Annotated in this window: 27 protein-coding genes and 3 pseudogenes; 18 read left to right on the plus strand and 12 right to left on the minus strand. The window is 59.8% G+C overall.

What is annotated here, in order from left to right; all coding sequences use genetic code 11:
- Position 1: 1 nt before the first annotated feature.
- Positions 2-1,501: a sodium/proline symporter PutP gene (gene putP / locus RWV98_RS07985; protein ID WP_280961622.1), complete on the minus strand. Its 1,500-nt coding sequence runs from the start codon at positions 1,499-1,501 to the stop codon at positions 2-4.
- Positions 1,502-1,717: 216 nt separating this feature from the next.
- Between putP and RWV98_RS07990 the strand changes: the two genes are divergently transcribed.
- On the plus strand, positions 1,718-3,109 hold the full coding sequence (locus RWV98_RS07990) for a glutamate synthase-related protein (protein ID WP_317865087.1): 1,392 nt from the start codon (positions 1,718-1,720) through the stop codon (positions 3,107-3,109).
- Between the two features lie 59 nt (positions 3,110-3,168).
- On the opposite strand, the gene RWV98_RS07995 is transcribed toward RWV98_RS07990, so the two are convergent.
- The 6 genes from RWV98_RS07995 to RWV98_RS08020 all read right to left on the minus strand — a co-directional run bounded on the left by RWV98_RS07995 (position 3,169) and on the right by RWV98_RS08020 (position 8,281).
- Positions 3,169-3,657 (minus strand): transposase, encoded by a 489-nt coding sequence (locus RWV98_RS07995; protein ID WP_317865089.1) that lies wholly within the window; start codon positions 3,655-3,657, stop codon positions 3,169-3,171.
- A gap of 89 nt (positions 3,658-3,746) precedes the next feature.
- Positions 3,747-4,340 (minus strand): CYTH domain-containing protein, encoded by a 594-nt coding sequence (locus tag RWV98_RS08000; protein ID WP_317865091.1) that lies wholly within the window; start codon positions 4,338-4,340, stop codon positions 3,747-3,749.
- On the minus strand, positions 4,340-5,587 hold the full coding sequence (locus tag RWV98_RS08005) for a glutamate-5-semialdehyde dehydrogenase (RefSeq protein WP_317865093.1): 1,248 nt from the start codon (positions 5,585-5,587) through the stop codon (positions 4,340-4,342). The genes RWV98_RS08000 and RWV98_RS08005 overlap by 1 nt, the downstream gene beginning before the upstream one ends.
- Positions 5,584-6,549, minus strand: coding sequence for an alpha/beta fold hydrolase (locus RWV98_RS08010; RefSeq protein ID WP_317865095.1), 966 nt, complete (start codon positions 6,547-6,549; stop codon positions 5,584-5,586). Before RWV98_RS08010 ends, RWV98_RS08005 begins: the two co-directional genes overlap by 4 nt.
- Positions 6,550-6,572: 23 nt before the next feature.
- Positions 6,573-7,376, minus strand: a complete 804-nt coding sequence (gene proB, locus RWV98_RS08015; protein ID WP_280961616.1) for a glutamate 5-kinase — start codon at positions 7,374-7,376, stop codon at positions 6,573-6,575.
- Between the two features lie 110 nt (positions 7,377-7,486).
- Positions 7,487-8,281, minus strand: a complete 795-nt coding sequence (locus RWV98_RS08020; RefSeq protein WP_317865096.1) for a ZIP family metal transporter — start codon at positions 8,279-8,281, stop codon at positions 7,487-7,489.
- Positions 8,282-8,460: 179 nt separating this feature from the next.
- On the opposite strand from RWV98_RS08020, the gene RWV98_RS08025 reads away from it, so the two are divergent.
- The 6 genes and pseudogenes from RWV98_RS08025 to RWV98_RS19425 form a co-directional block, all read left to right on the plus strand.
- Positions 8,461-9,537 (plus strand): glycosyltransferase, encoded by a 1,077-nt coding sequence (locus RWV98_RS08025; RefSeq protein WP_317865721.1) that lies wholly within the window; start codon positions 8,461-8,463, stop codon positions 9,535-9,537.
- Between the two features lie 292 nt (positions 9,538-9,829).
- A pseudogene (locus RWV98_RS19420) lies at positions 9,830-10,342 on the plus strand (collagen-like protein); the annotation flags it as partial.
- A 76-nt stretch (positions 10,343-10,418) separates the two neighbouring features.
- Positions 10,419-12,551: an exosporium glycoprotein BclB-related protein gene (locus RWV98_RS08035; protein ID WP_442872109.1), complete on the plus strand. Its 2,133-nt coding sequence runs from the start codon at positions 10,419-10,421 to the stop codon at positions 12,549-12,551.
- A 164-nt stretch (positions 12,552-12,715) separates the two neighbouring features.
- A complete protein-coding gene (locus RWV98_RS08040) occupies positions 12,716-14,506 on the plus strand; it encodes a collagen-like protein (RefSeq protein ID WP_317865098.1) in 1,791 nt (596 codons plus the stop codon).
- A 166-nt stretch (positions 14,507-14,672) separates the two neighbouring features.
- A complete protein-coding gene (locus RWV98_RS08045; protein WP_317865100.1) occupies positions 14,673-15,548 on the plus strand; it encodes a collagen-like protein in 876 nt (291 codons plus the stop codon).
- Between the two features lie 217 nt (positions 15,549-15,765).
- Positions 15,766-16,314 (plus strand): annotated as a pseudogene (locus RWV98_RS19425) (hypothetical protein); the annotation flags it as partial.
- A 413-nt stretch (positions 16,315-16,727) separates the two neighbouring features.
- Here RWV98_RS19425 and RWV98_RS08055 read toward each other — a convergent pair.
- Positions 16,728-17,114 (minus strand): ACT domain-containing protein, encoded by a 387-nt coding sequence (locus RWV98_RS08055; RefSeq protein WP_280963648.1) that lies wholly within the window; start codon positions 17,112-17,114, stop codon positions 16,728-16,730.
- 350 nt (positions 17,115-17,464) lie between these two features.
- On the opposite strand from RWV98_RS08055, the gene RWV98_RS08060 reads away from it, so the two are divergent.
- The 11 genes and pseudogenes from RWV98_RS08060 (at position 17,465) to RWV98_RS08110 (ending at position 23,126) form a co-directional block, all read left to right on the plus strand.
- The gene (locus RWV98_RS08060) at positions 17,465-17,683 is read left to right on the plus strand and encodes a hypothetical protein (RefSeq protein WP_317865105.1); all 219 of its coding nucleotides are present in this window, start codon (positions 17,465-17,467) and stop codon (positions 17,681-17,683) included.
- Positions 17,684-17,714: 31 nt separating this feature from the next.
- Positions 17,715-17,834 carry a DUF3783 domain-containing protein gene (locus RWV98_RS08065; protein WP_317865107.1) on the plus strand — a complete coding sequence of 40 codons (120 nt, stop codon included), beginning with the start codon at positions 17,715-17,717 and terminating at the stop codon, positions 17,832-17,834.
- Positions 17,831-18,637, plus strand: a complete 807-nt coding sequence (locus tag RWV98_RS08070; protein WP_317865109.1) for a DNA-3-methyladenine glycosylase family protein — start codon at positions 17,831-17,833, stop codon at positions 18,635-18,637. The genes RWV98_RS08065 and RWV98_RS08070 overlap by 4 nt, the downstream gene beginning before the upstream one ends.
- Before the next feature lie 47 nt (positions 18,638-18,684).
- The gene (trxA, locus tag RWV98_RS08075; RefSeq protein WP_317865111.1) at positions 18,685-18,990 is read left to right on the plus strand and encodes a thioredoxin; all 306 of its coding nucleotides are present in this window, start codon (positions 18,685-18,687) and stop codon (positions 18,988-18,990) included.
- A 409-nt stretch (positions 18,991-19,399) separates the two neighbouring features.
- Positions 19,400-19,864, plus strand: coding sequence for a MarR family winged helix-turn-helix transcriptional regulator (locus RWV98_RS08080; protein ID WP_317865113.1), 465 nt, complete (start codon positions 19,400-19,402; stop codon positions 19,862-19,864).
- Between the two features lie 2 nt (positions 19,865-19,866).
- Positions 19,867-20,025, plus strand: coding sequence for a nitroreductase family protein (locus RWV98_RS08085; protein WP_317865115.1), 159 nt, complete (start codon positions 19,867-19,869; stop codon positions 20,023-20,025).
- Between the two features lie 4 nt (positions 20,026-20,029).
- Positions 20,030-20,467 carry a nitroreductase family protein gene (locus RWV98_RS08090; protein WP_317865117.1) on the plus strand — a complete coding sequence of 146 codons (438 nt, stop codon included), beginning with the start codon at positions 20,030-20,032 and terminating at the stop codon, positions 20,465-20,467.
- Positions 20,468-20,480: 13 nt separating this feature from the next.
- Complete coding sequence (locus tag RWV98_RS08095; protein WP_317865119.1) at positions 20,481-21,092, plus strand: nitroreductase family protein; 612 nt, start codon at positions 20,481-20,483, stop codon at positions 21,090-21,092.
- A 2-nt stretch (positions 21,093-21,094) separates the two neighbouring features.
- Positions 21,095-22,010 (plus strand): annotated as a pseudogene (locus RWV98_RS08100) (radical SAM mobile pair protein B).
- Positions 21,988-22,830 (plus strand): bifunctional DNA-formamidopyrimidine glycosylase/DNA-(apurinic or apyrimidinic site) lyase, encoded by an 843-nt coding sequence (mutM, locus tag RWV98_RS08105; protein WP_317865121.1) that lies wholly within the window; start codon positions 21,988-21,990, stop codon positions 22,828-22,830. The pseudogene RWV98_RS08100 and the gene mutM overlap by 23 nt, the downstream one beginning before the upstream one ends.
- A gap of 71 nt (positions 22,831-22,901) precedes the next feature.
- A complete protein-coding gene (locus tag RWV98_RS08110; RefSeq protein WP_317865725.1) occupies positions 22,902-23,126 on the plus strand; it encodes a DUF4368 domain-containing protein in 225 nt (74 codons plus the stop codon).
- A gap of 137 nt (positions 23,127-23,263) precedes the next feature.
- Here the strand turns inward: RWV98_RS08110 and RWV98_RS08115 are convergent, their stop codons facing one another.
- The 4 genes from RWV98_RS08115 to RWV98_RS08130 form a co-directional block, all read right to left on the minus strand.
- A complete protein-coding gene (locus RWV98_RS08115) occupies positions 23,264-23,608 on the minus strand; it encodes a GIY-YIG nuclease family protein (protein ID WP_317865123.1) in 345 nt (114 codons plus the stop codon).
- A 14-nt stretch (positions 23,609-23,622) separates the two neighbouring features.
- Positions 23,623-23,922: a DUF2087 domain-containing protein gene (locus RWV98_RS08120; protein ID WP_317865125.1), complete on the minus strand. Its 300-nt coding sequence runs from the start codon at positions 23,920-23,922 to the stop codon at positions 23,623-23,625.
- A gap of 137 nt (positions 23,923-24,059) precedes the next feature.
- A complete protein-coding gene (locus tag RWV98_RS08125; RefSeq protein ID WP_317865127.1) occupies positions 24,060-25,262 on the minus strand; it encodes an MFS transporter in 1,203 nt (400 codons plus the stop codon).
- Between the two features lie 271 nt (positions 25,263-25,533).
- A complete protein-coding gene (locus RWV98_RS08130; protein ID WP_317865129.1) occupies positions 25,534-26,391 on the minus strand; it encodes an NAD(P)/FAD-dependent oxidoreductase in 858 nt (285 codons plus the stop codon).
- Positions 26,392-26,492 lie beyond the last annotated feature (101 nt).

Genomic DNA, 26,492 nt, shown 5'->3' on the forward strand with positions numbered 1-26,492 from the left:
ATTACTCCTCGCAGGTACGGTAGGTATCGAACTTATCCGTAATCTCAGCCGAGGGGGCCGGGGTCAGCAGGCTGACGATGACGATGGCAATCAGGCCGCAGACAAAGCCGGGCACGATCTCGTACAGATCGAAAATGCCGCCGTGCAGCTGCGCCCAGACCAGATCGACCACGCCGCCAACGATGATGCCGGCAAAAGCGCCCTGCTTGTTCGTGCGCCGCCAGAACAGCGAGCACAGCACCAACGGGCCGAAGGCCGAGCCGAAGCCGGCCCAAGCATAGGAAACCAGACCGAGTACGGTGCTGTTCTGATCGGTGGCAATGAGCGCCGCGATGACAGCGACCGACATAACGCAGATGCGGGAGACCCACATCAGTTCGCCGGCGGAGGCTTTGGGTCGGATCTTGTTGTGGTAGAGGTCCTCTGTGATGGCCGAAGCGGTAACCAGCAGCTGGCTGTCCGCCGTAGACATGATCGCGGCCAAAATAGCGGAAAGGAAGATGCCGCCGATGAACACCGGGAAAATACGGCCGACCATGGTAATGTAAATCGTCTCTTCCAGACCGCTTACATTGAGCAGGCTGTCGCCCAGATACATACGGCCTGCAACGCCGATGAGCACGGCCGCCGTCAGCGAGATCAGCACCCATACGGTTGCGATATGGCGGGATTTCTTGATGGCCGAGGGCTTTTCAATGCCCATGAAACGCACAAGGATGTGCGGCTGGCCGAAGTAGCCGAGGCCCCACGCGACCAGCGATAGAATACCCATAAACGTGAGCGGCGTATTGGTCGCGCCGTCGACAAACATGCTCAGGAAGTTGGGGTTAAACGTCTGAACCTGCGTGAAGAAGGAGCCGACGCCGCCGAGCTCGGTGATGACGATGGTGGGCACCGCGAGCACGCAGAAGAACATCAGCAGGCCCTGAAAAAAGTCGGTCCAGCAAACAGCGAAAAAGCCGCCCGCGAAGGTGTACGAAATGACGACCACCGCGCCCACGGCCAGCGATACCAGATAGGGAATGCCGAACACGGAAGAGAACAGCTTGGCGCACGAAACGAAGCCGGAAGCCACATAAAACAGGAAAAACACCAGAATGAACATGGCGGCGATCACAGAGATCATACCGCTTTGATCCTGAAAACGGTTTTTAAAGAATTGCGGCAACGTGATCGCGTCGTTCGCGACCTTGGTATACTGGCGCAGCGGTTTGGCGACCAGCAGCCAGTTCAAATAGGTGCCGACGGCAAGACCGATCGCGATCCAGCCCGCGGAAATGCCGGAAAGATAGGCCGCGCCCGGCAGGCCCATGAGCAGCCAGCCCGACATATCGCTGGCCTGCGCCGACATGGACGTGACCCACGAACCGAGTTTTCTTCCCCCGAGGAAATATTCGGTCGTGGTACGGTTTTTGCCGTAGAAAAACATACCGATGCAGATCATAAAGATCAGATAGCACGCGAAGGCGATGATGATCACCAAGTTGTTGCTGATAAACATATTTTCAATTACCCTCCCTAAAATACTCCTTTATTATACATGGAACCGCACTTTTTTGCAATAACGTGGTGCAATATAAAGAACCCGTAAAAGGGGTTTGTGCAATTCGTCCAATTCCGGCTTGGCTGTTGCCACGGAATATATTTTAATTGACAAACCGATAATTGGTTATATAATAGTATTATATCCTAATTAGGAAAGAAAGGAAGGCTGGATATGGCAGTATACCGTTGCAAGATCTGTGGCTATGTGTACGATGAGGAAAAGATGGGCAAGCCCTTCGCCACTTTGAGCGAGTGCCCGCGCTGCGAGCAGGCGATCGGAAATTTTGAACTGGTGGAGGGAGAGCCCGCGCCCGTTCCCGCGCCTGTGCCTGCGCCCGAAACTTTGGCCTATCCGGCGGCGCACGCCAGACAGGACGCTTCGGTCCGCTACATGGATGAGATACACGAAATGGCGGTATCCGGCAAGCCGATCATCGCGGCCATGGGCACCCAGATGGCGATGCCGAGCTTTGACGATATCCTGCTGCTCGGCGCGCAGCTCAACCCGCCGCCGCTTGAGGAGCACGCCGAAGTGAATGTGCAGACGGTGATCGGCAAGCGGGCGAAAAAGCCGATGGTGCTGGAAAGCCCCATCTACATTTCGCATATGTCGTTCGGCGCGCTTTCAGCGGAAACCAAAACAGCGCTTTCCCGCGGCAGCGCGATGGTGAAGACAGCCATGTGCTCGGGCGAGGGCGGCATCCTGCCCGCCGAGCGCGAAGCCGCCTATCAATACATATTTGAATATGTGCCCAATCTTTACAGTGTGACCGATGAAAATTTGAAAAACGCGGACGCGATCGAGATCAAAATCGGTCAGGGCACCAAGCCCGGCATGGGCGGCCATCTGCCCGGCGGCAAGGTCACGCCGGAGATCGCCGCCGTGCGCGGCAAGCCGGTGGGGCAGGACGTAATCAGCCCGTCGAAATTTCCGGGTATCGATTCTAAGGAGGATTTGAAGCGGCTGGTGGACGAGCTGCGCGAACGGTCGGAGGGCAGGCCGATCGGCATCAAGATCGCGGCGGGCCGCATCGAAGATGACCTCTCCTATTGTGTATTCGCGGAACCGGATTTTATTACGGTTGATGGGCGCGGCGGCGCGACCGGCGCGAGCCCCAAGCTGATCCGCGACGCGACCAGCGTGCCGACCGTTTACGCCCTGCACCGGGCGCGCAAATATCTGGATAAGCACGGCAAGGGCATCGATCTGGTCATTACGGGCGGCCTGCGCGTGTCCGCGGACTTTGCCAAGGCTATCGCCATGGGCGCGGACGCGGTCGCTATCGCCTCCGCCGCGCTGATCGCGGCGGCCTGTATGCAGTACCGCATCTGCGGCACGGGCAAGTGTCCGGTCGGCGTGGCGACACAGGACCCGGAGCTGCGTCAGCGCCTGCATGAGGACGCGGCGGCGCAGCGCGTGGCCAATTTTCTGACCGTTTCGACTGAGGAGCTCAAGACCTTTGCCCGTATCACCGGGCATGAGGATGTGCACGATCTGTCGGTAAACGACCTGTGCACGGTGAGCCGGGAGATATCGAAGTATACGGATATCAGACACGCTTGAGAGCTAGGAGTTAGAAAGTAGGAATTAGGAGTTAGGGCGGCGTTTGCCGCCCTTTTCCTTTAGAAATACGCGTCGTCCGCCCATTTTGCGGAGTTTTCGTCAATATAGGTCCAATGAGTTTGCAGGTCCGCGTCATTGCGGATGATATGGTCGTAATAGCCGGTTTGCCATAGGCTGCTGCCGCAAGCACGCCGCGTCATGGCCTTAAATCCTTTTATAATATTCGGCACCGACGTTTGGGTAGGGCGGGGTGACCCCACCCCGCCGACATCCGGAGAAAGTTCCAGCAGAATATGTATATGGTTTGGCATGACGACAAAATGCAGTAAACGAACATTATGATATGCTTCGGACATGGTCTGAATTATTTTGCATACTTTTTTGCCGGTTGCCGTGAGCACGGTGAGCGGCGGGGTGAGGTCACCCCGCCCTACAATCTCGCCCAGCGAATGGACCTTGTTTTTGGTGCAGACCGTCAGGAAATACACGCCGGATTCACTGTAATCGTAGGCTTTCAGGCGTGGATGCTTTCTTTTAGGAAGCTGCATACGGGTATCTCCACCTTTGAAAAATGACGTAAGATATTTTGTATAGAAAAGCGGCGGTGTTTTTGCACCGCCGGTTTTGCTGTATTTTGTTATAGCTTCATTGCCCGGGCGAGCTTGCTTTCGGGCTCCGGGACGAGGGAGAGATGCTCGGCAAGCTCGGCGGCAAGGGCGTGGAAGGGTTCTTCGCTGCCCACGATATGCTCAAGCTCGATCTCGCACAGCGGCGCCGTTCTGCCTTCATGCTGCAATTCGCCCTGATCGAGGGCGAGCTCGCACACCGTGTCGTTTTGCTGAATGAGCACGGCGACGCGCATGAAATCCACCGTGCATTGCACGGCAAGCTCGGCCGAAGCGGCCTTGGCGCACAGATCCTTTGGCGCGCCGGCTTCCGGCAGGTGGGCAAGGCCTTCCTCGATCGTGGCGGCCTCGCACTCGTATTCCTCGTGCGTCCGCATGCCTTCAGGCGTTGATACGTTGCGCAGCTTCATGCAGCACACGCCGCGGCTGTTTTCCAGCCGCAGACGAAGCGCCGCCTCGTTTTGGCGTAAAAGTCCGTCCGCGGAGTCAAAATACTGCGACCTCATGTGGATGGTTCGGCTGGCGCTGCCCAGCCTGCCGGATGCCCACAGCAGCGCGCCGCCGAGCAAGGCTTCGTCCGCACGCCATTTGTATTCACGTTCCATTAACGCACCTGTCCGTTTCCATATACGATATATTTGGTGGAGGTGAGCGCGGTCAAGCCCATGGGCCCGCGCGCGTGGAGCTTTTGGGTGGAAATGCCGATCTCGGCGCCAAAGCCGAACTCAAACCCGTCGGTAAAGCGGGTGGAAGCGTTGACATAGACGGCGGCGGCGTCGATCTCTTCCAGAAAACGCTGGGAAGACGCGTAATCGCGGGTAACGATACACTCGGAGTGGCCGGTGTTATAGCGGTTAATGTGATCGATCGCTTCGTCCAGCGAATCGACCACCTTGACCGAGATCTCAAAATCGAGGTACTCCTTGCCCCAATCCTCATCCGTGGCGGGCAGGACGGCTTCGCCTAAGATCTCCTGCGTGCGCGGACAGCCGTGCAGCTTGACGCCGCTCGGCGCGAGGCCCTCGGCCGCCATGGGCAAAAAGGCCGCCGCAACGTCGCGGTGGACGAGCAGACTCTCAGCCGCGTTGCACACGGAGGGGCGTTGGCACTTGGCGTTGACCAGAATGCTCTGCGCCATGGCGAGGTCGGCCGTGGAATCGACATAAACGTGGCAGTTGCCGGTGCCCGTTTCGATGACCGGCACGGTCGCGTTTTGCACGACCGTTTGGATCAGCCCGGCCCCGCCGCGCGGGATCAGCACGTCGAGATAGCCGTTCAGGCGCATCATTTGGTTCGCGCTGTCACGCGTCGTATCCTCCACAAGGTTGATGGCGTTCTCCGGCAGGCCCTCGGCGGCGAGCGCCGCGCGCATCAGCCCGGTTAAGCACAGGGAAGAGTGGAACGCCTCCTTGCCGCCGCGCAGGATGCAGGCCGAACCCGCCTTGAAGCATAATGCCGCCGCGTCCACGGTGACATTGGGGCGCGCTTCGTATATGATGCCGATCACGCCCATGGGCACGCGCTTTTCGCCGATGTTCAGGCCCGAGGGCGTTTTGCGCATCCAAAGCATTTCCCCGATCGGATCGGGCAGATCGGCCACCTTACGGCAACCCTCCGCTATGCCCGCGATGCGCTTTTCATCAAGCATCAGCCGGTCGATCAGACCCTCGCCAAGGCCGCTTGCGCGGCCGGCCTCGATATCGGCACGGTTGGCGGCGATGATCTCGTCCGTGTGCGCCAAAAGCGCGTCCGCAATGGCCGATAGGCCCCGGTTTTTGTCGTTCGTGCCCAGCTTGGCAACGGCGCGCTTTGCTTCGTTTGCGTCGCGGGCAATGTCCATCAGTTGTCTCATTGGTGCACCTCTTTTTCTGCTTTTGCCAGCTGCTCGCGTATATGGCGCGCGAACAGATCAGGTCGATCAATCATCGGGCTGTGGCCACAGTCCGCCATCACGACAAGCTGCTTTTCCGGCGCGTCTATGCGGTCGAAGTAGCGTTCGACCGGCGCAAGGTGGGTGATATGATCGCGCGCGCCCTGTATGAACAGCGCGGGAACGCGCCAGTGCGCGCTGAACCGGGTAAGATCGAAAACGTTCATGCAGGCGCACAGCAGCGGCGTGCTTGTCAAGTTGCCTCGGATAATATCGATCAGGTCGCGTTTTTGAAGCGTGGGGCTGCGCCGCACGGCGGGGATCAGCGGTACCGGGTTTGGCTCGCGCAGGCCGTATTTGTTGCGCAGTTTGGTCATGGCGGCGTAGTGGCGCAAGCCTTTTTTATCCCAGTGGTCGGGCGGATAGGGCTGCATGGAAGCGAATCGCGCCTGATCGCGCGGCGTGCCGCGTTCGGCCAGCGCCTTGCGCAGCGCCGCGGTCGAAGCCTGCTCGGCCGCCGTCATGGAAACGACCTGTCCAACGCCGATATAGCGCGCGATCCGCTCCGGATGGCGCAGCGCGTACAGCGCGCCAAGCACCGTGCCCCAAGAGTGGCCCAGCAAAACGATGGGGGAGCCGGGAAAACGCTTTTTCAGTAGCTTGATCACGCCGTCCAAATCATGAAGCATCAGGCCGATCGAAAGCGGCGCGTCGGGATTACGGCGCAGCGTGCGTCCCGCGCCGCGCTGGTCGTAAAAGGCAAGGGTGCAGGCGTCGCCCAACATGTCATGGTGAGCATATGCAAAGCAGCTTTCGCTTACGCCCGGCCCGCCATGGAGAAACAGGACCAAGGGCTTGCCGGGCGCGGCGGGCAAGGTGAGCAGATAGGTCTCCGTGCCGTTCAGCGGAATAAATTCTTCAATCCAGTTTTGCGCCTGCTTCATGTTTACAGCTCCCTTCGCGCCTGTCAGGCACGCTCTCTGGCAAACAGCGTGCCCACCGGTTTACCATCCACGATGTCGTATAAAATATCGGCGTTTTCGCCGTTGGCCACCAGCATGGGGATGCCCGCGTCCATGCACAGCTCGGCGGCGGTCAGCTTGGTCGCCATGCCGCCCGTGCCGCCGGACGAGCCCGGCCCGCCCGCCATGCGGCGCACCTTCGCGTCGATGTTGGAGATTAGGGGCAGCAGCTTTGCCTGCGGGTTTTTGCGGGGATCGGAATCGTAAAGACCGTCGATATCGGTGAAGATGATGAGCAGATCGGCTTCGCACATGCGCGCGACAACGGCGGAAAGCGTATCGTTATCGCCGAAGTTTTCGATATGCACCAGCTCGGCGGTGGCGACGGTGTCGTTTTCGTTGATGATCGGGACGACGCCGGTCTGCAAAAGCGCGGAAAAGGTGTTGTGAATGTTTTCCCGCTGGCCGTCGTTCGTGATATTTTCCCGTGTCAGTAATATTTGCGCAACATTGATGCCGTATTCCAAGAACATTTTGTCGTATATATGCATCAGCTCGCATTGGCCCACCGCGGCGGCGGCCTGTTTCATGGAAAGCTTATGCGGCCGCTCCCGCAGGCCGAGCTTGGCCGCGCCCACGGTTACCGCGCCGGAGGATACCAAAACCATTTCAAAACCGCGGTTTTGCAAATCGCAGATGCAGCGGACGAGCTGCTCGATGCGCCGGATGTTGAGCTTGCCGTTATCATAAGTAAGCGTAGAGGTGCCGACCTTGACGACGATACGCCGCACCTCGTTGATGTTGAGCATGGTAATATCTCCTTGTTACACACATTTGTATCCAGCTTTATTTTAGCACAGCAAAACGTCCCGCACAAGGCAAACAAAAAATGTTTCTTTTTCCGCCGGTATCTCGGAAGTCAGCCCAGCGCCACGTCGAGGATCATCATCGCGAGAAAGCCCGCCATGACGCCCATGGTGCCAAGGTTGGAATGCTCGCCCAAATGGGCTTCGGGAATCAGTTCTTCTACTACAACATAGAGCATCGCGCCCGCCGCCGCCGCGAGCAGCCACGGCATCAGAGGGGCGATATCCTTCGCCAGCAGCACGACTAAAATGCCAAAGATCGGTTCGACGACGCCGGACAGGCTGCCGTAAAGGAACGAACGGCCCGCGGAAAGGCCTTCCTGCCGAAGCGGCAGGGCGACGGCAGCGCCCTCCGGGAAGTTCTGTATGCCAATTCCGACGGCGAGCGCCAGCGCGGCGGCATACATGGCGGGATCGCCCCCGTGCTGCGCCGCCAGCGCGAACGACAGGCCGACGGCCATGCCCTCCGGTATATTGTGCAGTGTCACCGCGAGCACCAAAAGCGTGGTGCGGTGAAGCGAAGAGGGCAGGCCCTCAGGCGTATCGCCGTCCGGGTGAAGGTGGGGCAGCAGTTGGTCAAGCAGCAGCAGCAGCCCCACGCCGAGCAGGAAACCGCCTGCGGCGGGGACCCAGCCGACCATGCCCTGCGCTTCCGCTTCCTCAATAGCGGGCACCAGCAGGCTCCATACGGAAGCCGCGATCATCACGCCCGCGGCAAAACCAAGGCACAGGCGCTGCAACGTTCTGCTTTGGCCGCGGCGCACCAGAAAAACAAGAGCCGCGCCAAGCGTTGTCATGAAAAATGTAAAGCCGGTACCGGCGGCCGCGTAGGCGAGTGGACTGGACATAAAAAACACTCCTTTTCAAATTGGATGATAACCGCGCTTGCAATTTCTCATTGTATGCGAGACGCGGGTAAGTGGGTTTAAGTTAGCTTGTGCTAACTTAAAGTATAGCGCGGTTTCTCATCTGTGTCAAGCAGCCAAGCCGCGGCATACAATGCGGGGAGGAAAGGGGCGTGTATCGCATGGTTTCGATCAGCCTGTGCATGATCGTGAAGAATGAGGAAGAGGTTCTCGCGCGGTGTCTGGACAGCGCGAAGGATATAGCGGATGAGGTGATCGTCGTCGACACCGGGTCGACGGACCGGACAAAGGAGATCGCCGCGCGTTATGGAAACGTATATGACTTTGTTTGGTGCGATGATTTTGCGGCCGCGCGCAATTTTGCGTTCGCGCAGGCGACAAAGGATTATTGTATGTGGCTCGACGCGGATGATGTGATCGCGCCCGCCGACCGGGAGCGCTTTTTAAAACTCAAGCAAACGCTTGATCCGGCGGCGGATGTTGTCATGTTGCCCTACCATACCGCGTTCGATGAGCGGGGCGCGCCGTGCTTCACCTATTTTCGCGAACGGCTGCTGCGCCGCGCGCGCGGCTTTCAGTGGCAAGGGGCGGTGCATGAGGTCATCGCCCCGTCGGGGTTCATCCTTTATGGGGACGCCGCGGTGGAACACCGAAAGGAACGGCCCGGCGACCCAGACCGCAATTTGCAGATCTATGAAAAGCTGCTGCGCGAAAACGGCTCGCTCGATCCGCGCGGCCAGTTCTATTATGCCCGGGAGTTGCTTGCCCATAAGCGCTATGCGGAAGCGGCGGATGCTTTTGCCAATTTTTTATCCAGACCGGATGGGTTTGTGGAAAACCGTATCGAAGCCTGCCGCCAGCTGGCGGAGTGCCGGAAAGCGCTCGGCAAGCCGGAGGACGCGCTGATGAGCCTTTTTCACAGCTTTGCTTTTGCCGCGCCGCGGGCCGAGACCCTGTGCGCGCTTGGCGCGTTTTTTATGGAGCGGCAGGATTATGAGCAGGCGGCTTTTTGGTACGAGGCCGCGCTCCGCGTCAAGCAGGATGCAAAAAACGGCGGCTTTACCGTGACCGAGTGCTACGGTTATTTGCCCTGTATCCAGCTTTGTGTGTGCTATGACCGTCTGGGCGAGCGCGAAAAAGCGCGGGCGTGGAATGAGAAGGCCGCGGCCTTTCGGCCCGATTCGCCAGCCGTGCGGCACAATCGTCAGTATTTCGCGGGCAGCGGCGGGGCCGGCTGAATAGAATGCTTTAGCCGCGCGTGTGAAAAGCGTGCGGCGTATGGAAAGGATGGATCGAATGAACGACAGAATGAATCGCGGCGGCTGCGGCGGTTCGCTGAACGGCTGGATGGATGAGCTGCGAAGCGAATGTGGCTGCGGCCAGCCGATGACGCCCTGTCCGCCGCCTTGCCCGCCCGGGCCAACCGGGCCGACAGGCCCGCGCGGCGAGCGGGGATATATGGGCCCCGCCGGTATGCCCGGCCCCAGAGGGCCGGAAGGTCCGAAGGGCGATCCCGGCATGCCGGGCCGTCCCGGCGCGACCGGGCCGACCGGTCCGATGGGACTGCGCGGACCGACCGGCGCCACTGGCGCTACGGGTGCGACCGGCGCCACGGGTGCGACCGGTCCGATGGGGCTGCGCGGGCCGACCGGCGCGACCGGTGCCACCGGCGCTACCGGTGCGACAGGTGCCACCGGCGCTACGGGCGCGACCGGCACACCGGGCTCGGCCAGTATGACCGGCGCTACCGGCCCCACCGGGCCAACCGGCGCGACTGGTGCGACCGGCCCGATGGGGCTGCGCGGACCGACCGGCGCGACCGGTACGACTGGCGCCACGGGCGCTACCGGCGCTACCGGCACGCCCGGCCTGACCGGCGCCACCGGTGCTACGGGCGCTACGGGTGCTACCGGTGCGACTGGTCCGACCGGTGCGACCGGACCCAGAGGTGCGACCGGTCCGACCGGCGCGACCGGGCAACAGGGTGACGCTGGCGCGGCGGATACCATTACCGTAAGCACGACCACGACCGGCGAGCCCGGCGACGCGGCCGCTGTTGTAGACGTCACCGGCAGTCCGGACCACGTGCTGGAGTTCAATATTCCGCGCGGTGCGACCGGTGCAACGGGAACAACCGGCGCTACCGGTACGACAGGTGCGACCGGCCCACAGGGCGTGCAAGGCATCCAAGGGCCGCAGGGGCTTCCAGGGTGAACGTGGCCCGCAGGGCATTCAAGGACCTCAAGGTGAGCGTGGAGCGACCGGCCCCACCGGTCCGACCGGCGCAACTGGCGCCGCAGGTGCGAACGGCACCACCCCCGTCATCACAGTGGCGGGCACCGTGACCGGCGATCCCGGCAGCGATGCGAGCGTCGATGAGACCTTTACGCCGCAGGGCGCACAGCTACTATTCACCATCCCTGCCGGCGTGACCGGCCCGACAGGCGCTACCGGCACCGCAGGTACGGCGGGAGCAACCGGAGCAACCGGTCCGACCGGCCCGACCGGCGCGACCGGCACGGCAGGTGCGACGGGAGCAACCGGCCCCACCGGCGCGACCGGCACGGCAGGCGCGGCAGGCGCGGCAGGCGCAACCGGCCCGACCGGCCCGACGGGCGCGACCGGTACGGCAGGCGCGGCGGGAGCGACAGGCCCCACCGGCCCGACCGGCGCGACCGGCACCGCAGGTACGGTGGGCGCAACAGGTCCCACCGGCCCGACCGGCGCAACCGGCACGGCAGGTACGGCGGGAGCGACAGGTCCCACCGGCCCGACCGGCGCTACCGGCACGGCAGGCGCGGCGGGAGCAACGGGCCCCACCGGCCCGACGGGTGCCACCGGCACGGCAGGCGCGGCAGGAGCAACGGGCCCCACCGGCCCGACGGGCGCCACCGGTACCGCAGGTACGGCAGGAGCAACCGGCCCGACTGGCCCGACCGGTGCCACCGGCACCGCAGGTACGGCGGGCGCAACAGGTCCGACCGGCCCGACGGGCGCGACCGGCACGGCAGGCGCGGCAGGAGCAACTGGCCCGACCGGCCCGACAGGCGCAACCGGCACCGCAGGTGCGGCGGGAGCGACAGGTCCCACCGGCCCGACCGGCGCGACCGGCACGGCAGGCGCGGCAGGAGCGACAGGTCCCACTGGCCCGACCGGTGCCACCGGCACGGCAGGCGCGGCGGGAGCGACAGGCCCCACCGGCCCGACCGGCCCGACCGGCACGGCAGGCGCGGCGGGAGCAACCGGCCCGACTGGCCCGACCGGCGCGACCGGCACGGCAGGCGCGGCAGGAGCGACTGGTCCGACCGGCCCGACGGGCACGGCAGGTGCGGCGGGAGCAACCGGAGCAACCGGCCCGACCGGCCCGACCGGTGCCACCGGTACGGCAGGCGCGGCAGGTGCGACAGGTCCCACCGGCCCGACCGGCGCGACCGGCACCGCAGGCGCGGCGGGAGCAACCGGCCCGACCGGCGCGACTGGCGCGACCGGCACGGCAGGCGCGGCGGGAGCGACAGGCCCCACCGGCCCGACCGGCGCGACCGGCCCGACCGGCGCGACCGGCGCCACCGGCACGGCAGGCGCGGCGGGAGCAACCGGCCCCACCGGCGCGACCGGCGCCACCGGCACGGCAGGCGCGGCGGGAGCAACGGGCCCCACCGGCCCGACCGGAGCGACCGGCCCGACCGGCCCGACTGGCGCGACCGGCCCGACGGGCGCCACCGGCACGGCAGGCAGCTCTGCTATTGTCCCCTTTGCTTCAGGAATACCGATATCACTCAATACGATTGCCGGAGGTCTAGTAGGCACGCCCGCGTTTGTCGGATTTGGCAGTTCTGCGCCGGGTGTCGCGATTTCGGGCGGTATTATCGATATCACAAGCCCGACGGGCACCTTGACAAACTTTGCCTTCTCCATGCCGAGAGCGGGTACGATCACCAGCCTGAGCGCTTATTTCAGCACGACGCTTGCGCTGTCTCTGGTTGGCTCGACCGTTCAGATCACGGCTCAGCTTTATCGATCGACCGCACCGAATAACCAGTTTACCGCTGTTCCCGGCGCGGAGGTCAATCTGACGCCGACGTTGACCGGCGTTCTCTCGGTCGGCGCAGTCTCATCCGGCATCACGACCGGTCTGAATATAGCGGTGACCGCGGGAACGCGGCTGATGCTTGTATTCTCAGCGACCGCGTCCGGCCTATCTCTCATCAACTCTGTCACAGGCTACGCAAGCGGTGGTCTGGCCCTCTCGTAGGTAGATAGTAAGCAAAGAGGTCTTCGGAGCAAAACTTCGGAGACCTCTTTTTATAATTTTTGGCTAAAACAGCGCACCGGAAGTGGGCATTCGGCATACGCGCCGAATAGTATGAATCAGCCGGGTGGTGAAAGCCGCGCCGGCGTTTGGAAAGGATGAATTGCATGAACGATCGAATGAATCATAATTACTGCGACGGTTGGATAGACGAGGTGCGCAGCGAGTGTGGCTGTGGCTGCGGCCAGCATCCTTCACCCTGTCCGCCGTCCTGCCCGCCCGGCCCCACAGGGCCGACAGGGCCGCGCGGCTGGCGCGGCGAGCGCGGACCGATGGGGCCCGCCGGTATGCCCGGCCCAATGGGCCCGATGGGACCGGAAGGTCCGAAGGGCGACCCCGGCATGCAGGGCCCGAGAGGCCCGATGGGTCCTGAAGGCCCCAAGGGCGACACCGGTGCAGCGGGCGCGACAGGCGCCACCGGTGCGACAGGCGCGACCGGAGCCACGGGCATGACCGGCGCGACAGGCGCGACAGGCACCCCGGGTTCAGCCAGTATGACCGGCGCGACCGGCCCTACCGGCCCGACCGGCCCCAAGGGCGATACCGGTGCAGCAGGCGCGACCGGCATGACGGGTGCGACCGGCGCCACCGGCGCGACCGGTGCGACCGGCGCCACCGGACCGACTGGGCCAAGAGGCTTTACCGGTGCGACCGGCATAGCGGAAACCATCACGATACGCGGCACCACGACCGGGGAACCCGATGAACCTGCCGATGTGGTCGATGTAACCGGCGGCCCGGACCATGTATTGGAGTTCCATATTCCGCGCGGCGCGACCGGAGCAACCGGCGCCGTAGGCGCGACCGGCGCGACCGGTCCGCAGGGCGTGCAGGGCGACCAAGGCCCGCAGGGCGTGCAAGGAGAACGCGGCCCGCAGGGAATTCAGGGCATAGCGGGTGAACAAGGCGCAACTGGCCCCACCGGCGCCACGGGAGCAACCGGTCTCATCGGTCCCGTCGGCCCGACCGGCCCGACAGGTGCGGCGGGCGCCACCGGCGTTACCGGCGCTACCGGCGCCACCGGTGCCACCGGGGCGACCGGCGCAACCGGCGCAACCGGCGCCGTTGGCCCAGCAGGTCCGACCGGCGCAACCGGTGAGCTGGGTGCGACCGGCCCCACCGGCGCAACCGGTGAAACAGGCGCGACCGGCGCGGAAGGCGCCGCAGGTCCGACCGGCCCCACGGGCGAGGCTGGTGCGACCGGCGCAACCGGGGCAACTGGTGAAATAGGTCCCACCGGTGCGACCGGGGAACCCGGCGAACCCGGACCGCAGGGCGAAATGGGTCCCGAGGGTCCCATGGGTCCGACCGGTGAAACCGGCGAGACCGGCCCGACAGGTGCGGCAGCAACAATACGGATCGGCACGGTGACAACAGGCGACCCCGGCACACCCGCCGAGGTGACCAATGTCGGCACGGATGAAGACGCGATCTTTGATTTCGTGATTCCGCGCGGCGAGCCGGGCGGGGGCGGCACTCCCGAGGTGCTTGCGACCGTAGACCAGACAAACCAGCCGAGCGCGGCCGGAAACGCGCTGACCTTCAACGACACGCCGCTGGTGTCCGGCACGGCGATCACGCATTCGGCAGGGTCGACCGATGTCATGATCAACCGGGACGGTATTTATCAGGCCACCTTCCACGCGACCGTCTCGGTGGACCCCGGCACGCCGATCCCGTCAACGCTGGTGGTGCGTCTGTATCAAAACGGCGCGCCGGTGGCAGGCGCTTCGGCGCGGCATACCTTTACCGCGACCGGAGAAACGGCTACCATGTCGTTCGATGTACCCTTCCGCGCGGAGGGGGTTCCTTCCACCATACAGGTGGTGGCGGATTCGGCGGGCTTTACTTTTGAAGAAGCAGCGCTGACGGTGATCCGGCTGGGTGACGCTAGCTGAGCATAAGCACGATACGGTTTCGCTTCAGTGATGTTTGGTGGCACACCAAAAACTCCGATTCTGTCAGCCGTTAACTTTGACACGAGCAACGGGCGGTCTCGCGGAATAAGATGAAAATAGCCGGCCGGCTGTGGCCGTGCCGGCGCTGAGAGAAAGGATGAATGGCATGCATGACCCTATGGATTATAACGGCTGCGACGATCCGCTGAACAGCCTGATGAATGAGCTGAAAAGGGGTTGCGGCTGCGGCTGCGACGGTCCCAAGCCGCCCTGCCCGCCGCCCTGCCCGCGACCGTGCCCGACCGGCCCGACCGGAGCGACAGGCCCCAGTGGACCGACCGGTGCAACCGGCCCAAGCGGTGCGACCGGCGCAACCGGTGCAACCGGCCCAAGCGGTCCGACCGGTGCGACCGGTGCGACCGGCCCAAGCGGCCCGACCGGCTCGACAGGAGCAACCGGAGCAACCGGAGCGACAGGAGCAACGGGCGCCACCGGCGCGACTGGCGCCACCGGCGCAACAGGCGCCACCGGCCCTGCCGGAGACGCCGCGGCATGCGCCTGTGTCGCGCAAATGAGAAACCTGCTGCGCCAGATCATTCAGTTGTATCCCACGACCAATATCGTCGTTGCGATGGAGAGCGGCAATAATGCCAGCGGCCGCCCGGGCAGTCTGCTGCCCGCGCCGAACACGAACCCCAACGCTGGCCTGTTCCAACTCGTCAACGCGCAGGGCGTGCCGCAGGAAGCGCTTTCTATTTGCAGGATCGCGTCCGTACGGTTGACCAGCAGCACCTACAACAACGCGATCACCTACCTGCCCACGCCGACGCCCACGCCGACCGGCTGCGCGGCGGACTGTGAAGCGGCTGTGCGCGCTTATCTGCCGGTTGGCACGGCGGGCGTTGACATCAACGCGGGCGGGCAGACCGTCGGTCAAGGCACGGTGCTGAAAAACGAGTACGGCGTCGTCGTTTTGGTCGGCCCGAATAACAGCGACCCCACGTTTGTATCCACCTGCAAGGCGGAGATATTGACCAAGTAAACGCTCACCGGGTGTATGGAACAGTAAAAAAGCCTTCGGCGCATTGCGTCGAAGGCTTTTTAACGGCCGTAATGATGCGCAGGGGCAGGGCGGGATGAATAGGATGAATTGAGCCGGTCGGCATTGCGGCCGATCGGCTTTGGAAAGGATGGATGGAATGTTTGAATCCATAAACGATAAAGACTGCGGCGGATCGCTGAACGACTGGATGGACGCGTTGCGCCGCGACTGCGGCTGTGAGCATGCCGAGCCGCCTTGCCCGCCGCCGTGTCCGCCCGGCCATACCGGGCCGACAGGGCCAACCGGCGCGACCGGCGCGACGGGGAGAACCGGCCCCACAGGGCCGGCCGGCGCGACCGGCGCAACAGGTGCGACCGGCCCGACCGGCCCGGCCGGAATGAACGGTATGCGCGGCGCCACCGGTGCGACCGGCCCGCGAGGCGCGACCGGCGCAATGGGGTTTCCCGGACCGATCGGCCCCACGGGCGCTACAGGCGTCTCAGGTATCCGGGGCGTAACCGGTGCGACAGGTCCGACCGGGGCCACCGGGGCCACCGGCGCGGCCGGAAGCCAAGGCGCTACGGGCGTGGCCGGCCCAACCGGCGCCACAGGAATGACCGGGGCCACCGGCCCAACAGGCGCCACGGGGCCAACCGGGGCCACCGGCCCCCAAGGGGCTGCGGGAGCGACCGGAGAAGCGGGTCCGGCCGGTTTGGACGGGGCCACCGGCCCAGCGGGACCGACCGGGGCAACGGGCGCTACCGGCGCCGCGCCGGAGGATGTTTTCGCATCCTTCGCCACGTTTGGCGTAGCGTTTGCCGACGCGACCCAAATTCCGTTGGGTACCGTCACCGCCGATCCCACCGGGCAGATCGTTTTGACCGATACCACACGAATTACGCTTGCGCCGGGCTATTATTTGCTTTCGTACCATGTATCCATCATTTTAAGGGAAGCAGGGTATATGCAGATCACGCCGTTTTACAGCGGCAGATCGCACATTGAATACGGGATCTACTTCAAAACCGGTTCGCCGGTGTCCAGCGCCTATGGTTCCAATGCGATCATTATCAATGTGCCGGAAGAAACGCGCTTTTCGCTCACCTACAACAGCAATGCGAGCGGCAGCGACGGCGCCGCGACCGTGGCCGTCGTCAAGCTAAACAGAACGGTTTGATCTTAACGGCAAGCGGGCGGCGCTTCGCTGACCGCATAGCCGTTTTGCCTTAAGACGGCGATTGCGCGGTCGAAGTTTTCCGCCTTGGTCAGGATATAGTCGGTATTAAAGGTAGAGATCGCAAAAATACCGATGCCCTCTTCGGCCAGCAGGGCGGAGAGCTTGGACAAAATTCCGATCAGCGAAAAATCCAGCTCGCCCTCGATGCGAAACGCTTTCCAGCCGTGCTCGCAGGCAGTCGTCCGCGCGGGCACGCGCTGGGTTTCGCATACCAGAGAAAGCTCCTCGTCCGTTTTGCCGATAAAGCAAAAACCGCCGGTGAGATCGATGAGCGAGGGATCGTCCAGCTTACACACGGAAAAATCCCGGTCAATGATTTGAAGGGTCATAATAGGTTGATTCTCCTTTGCGAATTCGTCGCATTTTTTATCATTGTAATACACGGCTATGCGCCTGTCAAACGGCTGATCGGGCTTGCATCATTATTCCAGCTTTTGATTTGACCCTTGCTGTGGTATAATAGCCGCAAAACGGCTATTATACCCGGATTAAATTAATTATACCACCAGCGGCGCATAAGTGTATTTTAACACTTCGAAAATGCTTGCCGCTGTGGTATAATAGCCGTAAAGCAGCAATTATACCATCAGCGGCGCCTATCGGAATCCCGATATCTCTCGTTTACCCGCCGCGGTGATATAATGAAAAACAACACACTGGCAGAGGAGTGACGCCATATATGAGAGAGACGGTTTTATATTACGAGCCCGGCGACAAGGCGCGGGCGGAAGCGCTCAAGGGCGTGCTGGTTCGTCTGGGCGTGCGCATTAAAAACGTCGGAGCGGGGGAGACCGGGCAAACGGTCGGTTTTCTGTTGGGCCGCAAGGGCTTTGAGGGGCGCGCGGAGCCTGAAAAATCCGGCGCTGGCCGAACCTCTGCTCGTTCTGGACGGATTTGACGATAAGCGCCTAGAGATATTGCTGCGTGAAATGAAAAAAACAGGCGTTTCCGTGCCATACAAGGCGGTCGTGACCGAGACCAACTGCGCATGGCTGCTGCACCAGCTTTACGAGGAGCTGGCCGAAGAGCATGAGGCGATGAGCCGATGATCGAGCGGAACGTTACGGATCTGGATCTGGGACAGATTGCGCGATCGGGCCAGTGCTTTCGCATGAACGATATAGGGGAGGGACGCTTCTCCCTGATCGCCTCCGGGCGGTACATAGAGCTGTGGCAGCGGGGCGACGCCCTGTACTGCGACTGCGAGGAGGACGAATGGGAGGCGGTATGGCGGCCCTATTTTGATCTGGATACCGATTACGGCGCGTTCAAACGCGCGGTCAGCCCGCGGGACAAGTACCTGCAAAGCGCCATACAGGTGGGCGGCGGCATCCGTATTTTGCGGCAGGAGTTATTTGAAACTATCATTTGTTTCATCATTTCGCAGCAAAATAACATAAACCGCATCAAAAAATGTGTCGAAAATATCTCTTTGCTTTTTGGCGAAACCTGCTATAATAAGAGCAAAGAGGTATACAATGCCTTTCCCACGCCGCAAGCGCTTGCCGCGGTCACGGCGGAGGAGCTTGCGCCCTGCCGTCTGGGTTACCGTGCAAGATACATTGCCGCCGCTTCCAGACAGATCGCCTGCGGCGAGGTCGATCTAGACCGCGTTGCCGCGCTGCCTTATGAAGAGGCGAAGGCCGAACTGATGCGCCTGACCGGCGTAGGCGTTAAGGTGGCGGAATGCATTTGCCTGTTCGCCCTGCACCATATCGATGCCTTTCCGATCGACACCCATATTCGGGACATGCTGGACCGGCACTATCCAAAGGGCTTTCCGATGAAGCGATACAAGGGCTTTGCGGGCGTATTGCAGCAATACGGCTTTTATTACGAGATTTATGCGTAAAAAGTAAGAAAACGGACAAACTAACGACAAAAAAGGAGAGAATCATCATGGCAGTTCTTACGATCACCAAGGATAATTTCGACAGCGAGGTCATGCAGTCCGACAAGCCGGTGCTGCTGGACTTCTGGGCTACTTGGTGCGGCCCCTGCCGCATGGTTTCGCCGATTGTGGACGAGATCGCGGAGGAGCGCGGCGATATCAAGGTCGGCAAGATCAACATTGACGAGCAAATGGATCTGGCGCAGCAGTTCGGCGTGATGAGCATACCGACGCTGATCGTCATGAAGGATGGACAGATCGCAAACAAGAGCGTCGGCGCGGTCCCGAAGGACAGCATTCTGGCGCTGCTATAAGAATAAAAAAGAACATTGCCCAAAGGAGTGTACTGCTAAAGAAGCGAGCTATCCCCTTTGAAAACACTAATTTTATCAGCAGTCACCTCTAAGCGAAAGGACATCTTCCAAAACCAAACACGCAGAGAAAAGGCACTATCCGGCAGGATAGCGCCTTTTTTCGTTCCCATCCAAGGAAAGCCCGTATGAGCGTAGAGATAGCGCTTGCCTGCCTCTATAACAGCGGGGATGTACCTTAATCTACAATCGCCCGATTCCTCGCAGGCATTGCCTCCTCTAAGCGACTTGTCACTAGGATATAGGATTAGTATACTTATTTCTAAAATCCATTGCTTTTATTTCTTTTGTCTGCTATACTTTATTTAGTCAATAAATTGACCGTAAATAAATGGACCGAGGGTGGCGGATTATGACAAGAGACGATAAGAGAAACGCATATCTGTACTGCAAATTCAGGGATGAACAGTTTGCGCTATATGACGAATATGCAAAACGTCATGGGATGTTGATGAAAACACTGCTGGTAGTCAACGTTCTCTTTTATGACAGCTTTTATGAAAAAGGCGGCATGACGCAGTCGGAAATATGCCAGAGAACATTTCAGTCTAAACAGACCGTGAACTTAATTATTAAAAATCTTCTGGCAGAAAACTATGTCACCGTTACCGAAGCACCGGAAAATAAGCGGAACAAAATTGTTCAAATGACAGCGGCGGGCCGGGTATATTGCGAAAAGGTTGTCCGTCATATCACATGGGCGGAGGACACGGCAATGTCTATGTTTACAGAGGAAGAGCAAAAACAACTGATTGACCTGTCCAGAACATTTACAAAAAACCTTACCAAACTGGTCAATCAAGAAACGGAGGAATAAAAATGGAATTTTATAAGGTAGTCAACAGGAGAAGAAGTATTCGTCAATTTGAGGAGCGCGAAATTCCAAGAGAGGTATTGGAGCGGATTTTAGACGCCGGCCTGAAAAGCCCCCTCCTCCAATCATCAGAGAAGATGGGAGCTGGTAACGCTTACCGATAAAGCCATGATTAAAGAGCTGGCGAAACTCATTCGCCCCTACCCCTGCCGTATTCAGGAGCCGAAAACCCCGCAGCAGGAAATGTTCAAGATCGCCTATCCCCGCCAGAGCAGTATGGTTGAAGAATCCGCGTGTGTGATTTTGCCGTATTTCAAACAAAAGTACCCGATGACCGAAGATAAAAATGGTTACGGTCTGATGGACTACGGCGCGACATGGGCGTTGGTGGAAAACATACTTCTCGCTGCAACCGCTGAGGAATTGGGATCTGTTGTCCATATTCCGGTCAAGAAAGAGCCGGAGAAAATCAAAGAGCTACTGCATATCCCGGATGGCTGGTATCTTCCCACATTGGTGATTCTTGGATACGCAAGTCCTGACGCCAAAGTGCCCTCACAGGTCAATGCAACGGTAGAAAACAAAGTCCGCTGGAACCAGTGGTAAATACGGAGGAAAAATGGAATTTAACGAGGTCGTTGACAAGAGAAGAACCAGCCGGGAGTGGACCGACGAGCCGGTTGCGTTTGAGGCGATTAAGCGAATCATCGAGGCGGGCATGAAAGCCCCCTCATGGGATCACTACCGTAAATGGCAGTTTATCGTGCTCCATACGAGAGAAGAAAAAGAAAATGCCTTCGGTTATGCCAAGTACATCGCAGACAAATTTGACTTGAGCCGTTACGAAAACAAAAAGCTGAATCTGGCGCAGAAGATGTACTCTTATGCCATGCCCCGGCAATATACCATGTTGGTGGATTGCCCCTATGTGGTCATCCCCCTTTTTCGGTGCGCGAAGCTCAACGGCGAGTGGGTCAGCAAATTAAACCCACTCACCACCGCATGGTGCGTGGCTGAAAATATGATGTTGGCCGTCATCAACGAGGGGCTGGGCTACTCTCTGCGTATTCCGCTCAACAAGGAGCATGACATTGTGTTAGGGCAGCTCGATGTGCCAAAGGGTTGGATGACGCCCTGCTTCATCGGAATCGGTCATCCGAAAGCGGACGAACTGGTTTTAGAGCAGCACCTCACCGACCCGGACGGACATCTACATATGGGAGTGTGGTAAATATGGATTCTCCTCTGATTCGAGAAATCGAAGTCAAAAGCGTCCTGTCAAAATCCAATCTCCCGGTCTGCGAATACTCAGTGAACCCCTATGTGGGCTGCGCCCACGCCTGTAAATACTGCTATGCCTCTTTTGTGAAGCGGTTTACCGGCCACGGAGAGCAGTGGGGGAACTTCGTGGACGTGAAGCATTGGCCGGGAATCAAACGCCCGGAGCGGTACGCCGGTAAGGAATTGTTTATCGGCTCCGTTACCGACCCCTATCAGCCGTTGGAAGAAATCTACGGCCGCACAAAGGCGCTATTGGAGCAGCTATGCGGAAGCGGCTGCAAAATCAGCATTGCCACCAAATCCGATTTGATCCTGCGCGACCTGAAGTTGATTCGGTCTTTCTCCGGCGCCCGCGTATCCTGGTCTATCAACACGCTGGACGAGGACTTCCGGGCCGATATGGACCAAGCCGTTTCCATTGAGCGGCGGCTGGCGGCGATGGAGGAATTTCACAGGGCGGGCGTCCGAACCACCTGCTTTATCTCGCCCATCTTTCCCGGCATTACCGATGTGAAAGCCATCATTCAGCGGGCAAAGGCCCACTGCAATTTAATATGGCTGGAAAAACCTCAATCTGCGGGGCGGATATAAAACCGTTATCATGGACTACATTCAAGAGAAATACGCCGGCCTGTTGCCGTTGTATCAAGAAATCTACAACAAAAAAGACCGCCGCTATTGGGAACTGCTGGACACAGAGCTGAACGACTGGGCCGCAGAAATCGGACTTGACTATGTGACCAACGATGACAGCATGGCGCGCCCCTTTGAGGAACCTCCCATCATCGTCAATTTCTTCTACCACGAGCAGATCAAAAAATTTGCGCGAAAGGATGGTGACAGCCATGCCGGAACTGCCCGAAGTTGAAATCATTCGACGTGTCCTTTTACCGCAAATTCAAGGCGCGGTGATCCAGACTGTATCGGTCACACGGCCCGAAGTCGTAGCCCACCCGGACGCGGATAAATTTTGCAGGCAGCTGACCGGACAGAAAATTCATAATATGACACGGCGGGGGAAATTTTTGACCGTTCTACTGGTGAGCGGCGACTCTCTTTCGCTCCATCTGCGTATGACCGGATGTCTGCTGCTCGTACCGCCCGACAATCCGATGAAAAAGCACACCCATGTCATGTTTCAGTTGGACAACGGGAAAGAGCTCCGCTTTTCCGACCCCCGCCGTTTTGGTCGTTTCTGGCTTCTGGAAAGGGACGAGGCAGATACATACAGCGGTGCAGGCTCTCTGGGCGTAGAGCCACTGGAAAGTAGTCTTACCGCCGCATATTTGAAAACAAGCTTTTACAGACGAAAAAGGCCCGTTAAAGAATGTTTGCTTGACCAAAAAAGTATCGCTGGAATTGGAAACATCTATTCAGACGAAATTCTATTTTCAGCACAGGTACATCCGAGCCGTACGGCCAACAGCCTGACAGACGACGAATGGAAGCGACTGGCGGAAGAAATCCCGAAAGTTCTAAACTATTTTATTGAAAAAAGCGCCGTAACGCCGGAGGAATTCTTGCAGGGTACAGGACAGGATTATCGAAATACCGCTTTTCTCCGCGTGTACGGACGCGAGGGTGAACCATGCCCTATGTGCGGCACAACACTTCGCAAAACGGTGATAGCGGGACGCAGCAGCGTATTTTGTCCCCATTGTCAACCAATGAACGCTTTGTCAAAATGACCGCAGACTAGTGGCAGGAGCAGAAAACGCTGGAAGCCAGCACCGCCGACCAACGGAAAAACGTTGAGGGAATCGAACGGCAGAACTTGAACGTAAAAAGCTTCCTCAAAATCGTCCACAGCTACATAGAGCCGGAAACCTTAACGCCCGATATTCTCCATGAGTTCGTGGAAAAAATCGTGGTTCACGCCCTCGGCAAATCCAGCGGCCACCGCACCCAGCAAGTTCACATCCACTATAACTTCGTAGGCGAAATCGAGCTTTCTTGCGAAATTGCAAAAAGAGAAACGGCGTGATATGCCGTAGCACATCACGCCGTTTCCCTAGAGTGAAAAACTTCTTTACGAGCGTACTCCTAAGTGGGGAATGCTCTTTATTTATTGTGGACATTACAGAGGCAGGGGAGCACCGCTGTTCGGGACAGGCATTCGCCCTAATACAGCTCCTGACCCGCCAGTTTTTCCTGCCATAGGGCGTAAAGAGTCTGTACATCGTCACGAAACTCTTTATCGGTCTGCGTTTCCTTCTGCTTGATCGATTCGAGCACCTCGAACGCAAAGGCTTTGCAGCCGTATTGCTTCCAATCGTCCCGAAGCGCGTTGTCGGCGCACAGATCGGTCATCTGCGCAAAGGCAAAACGGTTTTCGCTGCCTTTCAGATCGACCGCCCAGTTGAGCAGGGCGCGGCCGGTCACAGTATTGCGGATACAGAACACGCCGCCCTCGTTCTTTCTCGCCTTGTACGCCGCGATTGCGTCGCGGCGGTCTTGCTTCTCCATAAACATACCTCCTTTCAGTGGATGCTCCAGTTTTCGTCAAAGGGACGGCGCCAATACCGCGCGCCGTCTATCGTGCGGGCAAGCAGACCTTCGTCGATCAGCAGGCGGCGCGCTACATCCGGGTCGGGCCCGGAAAGCCAGCCGCTCAAAAGCGCGGTGACCTCGCGTTCGGTGTAATCGCGTTCCGGCTCGGTCTTTGCCGCCAGATATTGCAGTACGGGCAGCTTGACGCGGTTTTTCGACGGGATGAAAATGACCTGCCGCCGGGCGTTGACAAATTTAATGATATTGATCATGCGGGGCGAGCCTTCCAAGTGGATACGCCTCCTCTCTTTTAAATTTACTAAATTACTAATTTACTAATTATAATAGACGCTTCCGCCGGGTTTGTCAAGAGAGAAAAAGCAGCGCCCGGGCATCTCCTTTGACAGAGAAGCCAGAGCGCTGCTTTTTAATGCAATTTTCGGATGATCAGCAGGCTGACCAAAGTAATGACAAACATGGCCACGCCGGAGATCAGGAACCACAGCGGAACGCCGTAGGCCTCGCTGATCGGGCCGGAAACCAGCAGGCCGACCGGCATGGAGAGCGACATCATGCTGCCCATCAGCGAGAACACGCGGCCCTGCGCCTCGCCGGGAATACTTTCCTGCATGTAGGCGATGGTGGGGATGCCGTAGAAATTGCCGCTGCCGCCCATGAACAGGCAGACCACCGCAAACACCCAGAACCCGGTCATATTAGGCGGTACAAGACCGGAAATGAGCGAGGTGAGCGCGATGCCGAACAGCCCAAGGTGCGCGAACAGAAGCTTGTTTTTGATATGTCCGAACAGACCGACGGCCAACGAGGTGGCCATCATTCCCAGCGCGAAGGTGAACTCCACAATGCTTGCGTGGAACGCTTCCAAATGAAAGTAGTTGCTCGTCATCAGCGGATAGTAGGAGGAAAGCGGCATGAAAAATACCATGCACAGCGTGACCGCGAACAGCAGCACGCAAAGCTGTTTGTCGCGCAGCAGCGTGCGGAAGCCCTCGCGCAGCTCGTGCGCGAAATGGCGCTTTTCGCCGTGCTCCTGCGGCGGCTCCTCGATTTTGACAAAGGCCAGCGTCAGGCAGGCGGCCACCGCGCCGAGCAAATCGGTCAGCAGAATGACGGGCAGGGGCAGCGCGCCGTACATCAATGCGCCCAGCACCGGGCCCAGCATGAACGCGCCGGACTGCAAAAACTGCTGCCAGCCGCCCACGCGCACCAGTTCGTCCGTGGGCACCAGACGGGGGATGAGCGCTTGGATCGCGGGCGTGTGAAACACGCCGCCCAGCGCGCGCACGCCGAGTACGACGCAGGCCGTCCAGTGCGGTGGGGTGGCGAACAGGAACCATACGGCAAAGGCCACGGCGACCAGTCCCTGAAACAGGTCGGCGGCGATGACAACGGTCTTGCGGTGCAGCCGGTCGATCCAAACGCCCGCGAACGGGCCGAGCAGGGCCTGCGGCAAAAAGGCCATCAGGCCCGAAAAGGCGAGTAGGATGGGCGAGCCGGTCTCGCTCGCCATCCACCAAATGAGCGCGAACTGTACGGCGGAGGAGCCGACCAGCGATACGGTCTGTCCGGTGACGATGGTAAGAAATTTTCGTTTCCAGTTTAAGTTCAATGTGTTTTCTCCTTATGACAGAAAGCGGCTTTGCGAACAAAAAAACAGGCAGGAGGACCCAAACGGATACTCCTGCCTGCAAAAATCGACAGCAAAGCGCGCCGGTAATACCGGCGGTACATTCGCATCGAAAAGCATGACAAAAGAAACCCTTAAAATAGGTCCTTCTTGTCCTGTTTTATCGAATGCGAATATAATGCATGAACGGTTCTCCTTTGACCATAAAGATAATATGGCCTATCATAGCAGAGAAACCACGGTCTGTCAACCGTTATCCACGCAAATATTTAATCGCGCTCATCGCGGCGATCGCGCCGTCCGACACGGCCTTTGCCACTTGCAGCAGCCCGCCCGTGCAGTCGCCCGCGGCGAAAAGGCCGGGCACGTTGGTCATCATCTTATCGTCCACCGTGATCGAGCGGCCCTCGGTCATCGCGCCGAGCTTGCGCGCGAAATCCGTGCTGCCCGCGGTGCCGTAGGCGATGAACAGACCGTCCGCCGCAAGCGCCGCGCCGTCCTGAAATGCAATGGCTGATACCTTGTCCTCGCCCGCGACGCGGGCGACCGGACGCGTTTCGACCGAAATGCCGTCGGGCAGTCCGGCGGGCGGCTCGGCGCCGTTCGTTAAAAGCGTGACAGAGGAAACAACCGGCAAAAGGGTTTTTGCTTCTTCCACCGCGTATTCGCCCTGCCCGAGCACCGCGACCGACTTGCCCCGGTAAAAGAACGCGTCGCAAATGGCGCAATAGCTGACGCCGCGCCCTTCCAGCTCGGCGATGCCGGGAATCTTGGGCGCGGCGCGCGGCGCGCCGGTCGCAAGGATGATCGCGTCCGCCTCGTAGGGTTGGCCGGTGGTTTTGACAATAAAGCCCTTTTCGGCGTACTCCGCGCCGGTCACTTCGGTTTCCGTGAGCGTTACGCCGAGGCGTTCGGCCTGCGCGCGGCCCTCGCCCAGCAGGTGAGCGCCCGTGACCGGCTGGGCAAAGCCAAAGTAGTTTTCGATCTTGTCCGTTTTTTCGAGCGCACCGCCGCCTTGATACAGCACCGTGGGCTTGAGCCCCGCGCGCGCGGCGTAAATAGAAGCGGACAGGCCCGCCGGGCCGCCGCCGATGATGATGAGGTTTGCCATATTTTGTGCCTCGCTTTCCGTTTCGTTATTTTCAGTATAGCACAAATGGCTGGACGTAGATGAAAAAAGTGTTAAATCGCGGCGCAAACGGTCGTTTTTTT

This window comes from Agathobaculum sp. NTUH-O15-33, assembly GCF_033193315.1.
In the GTDB taxonomy this organism is placed as follows: Bacteria; Bacillota; Clostridia; order Oscillospirales; family Butyricicoccaceae; genus Agathobaculum; species Agathobaculum faecihominis_A.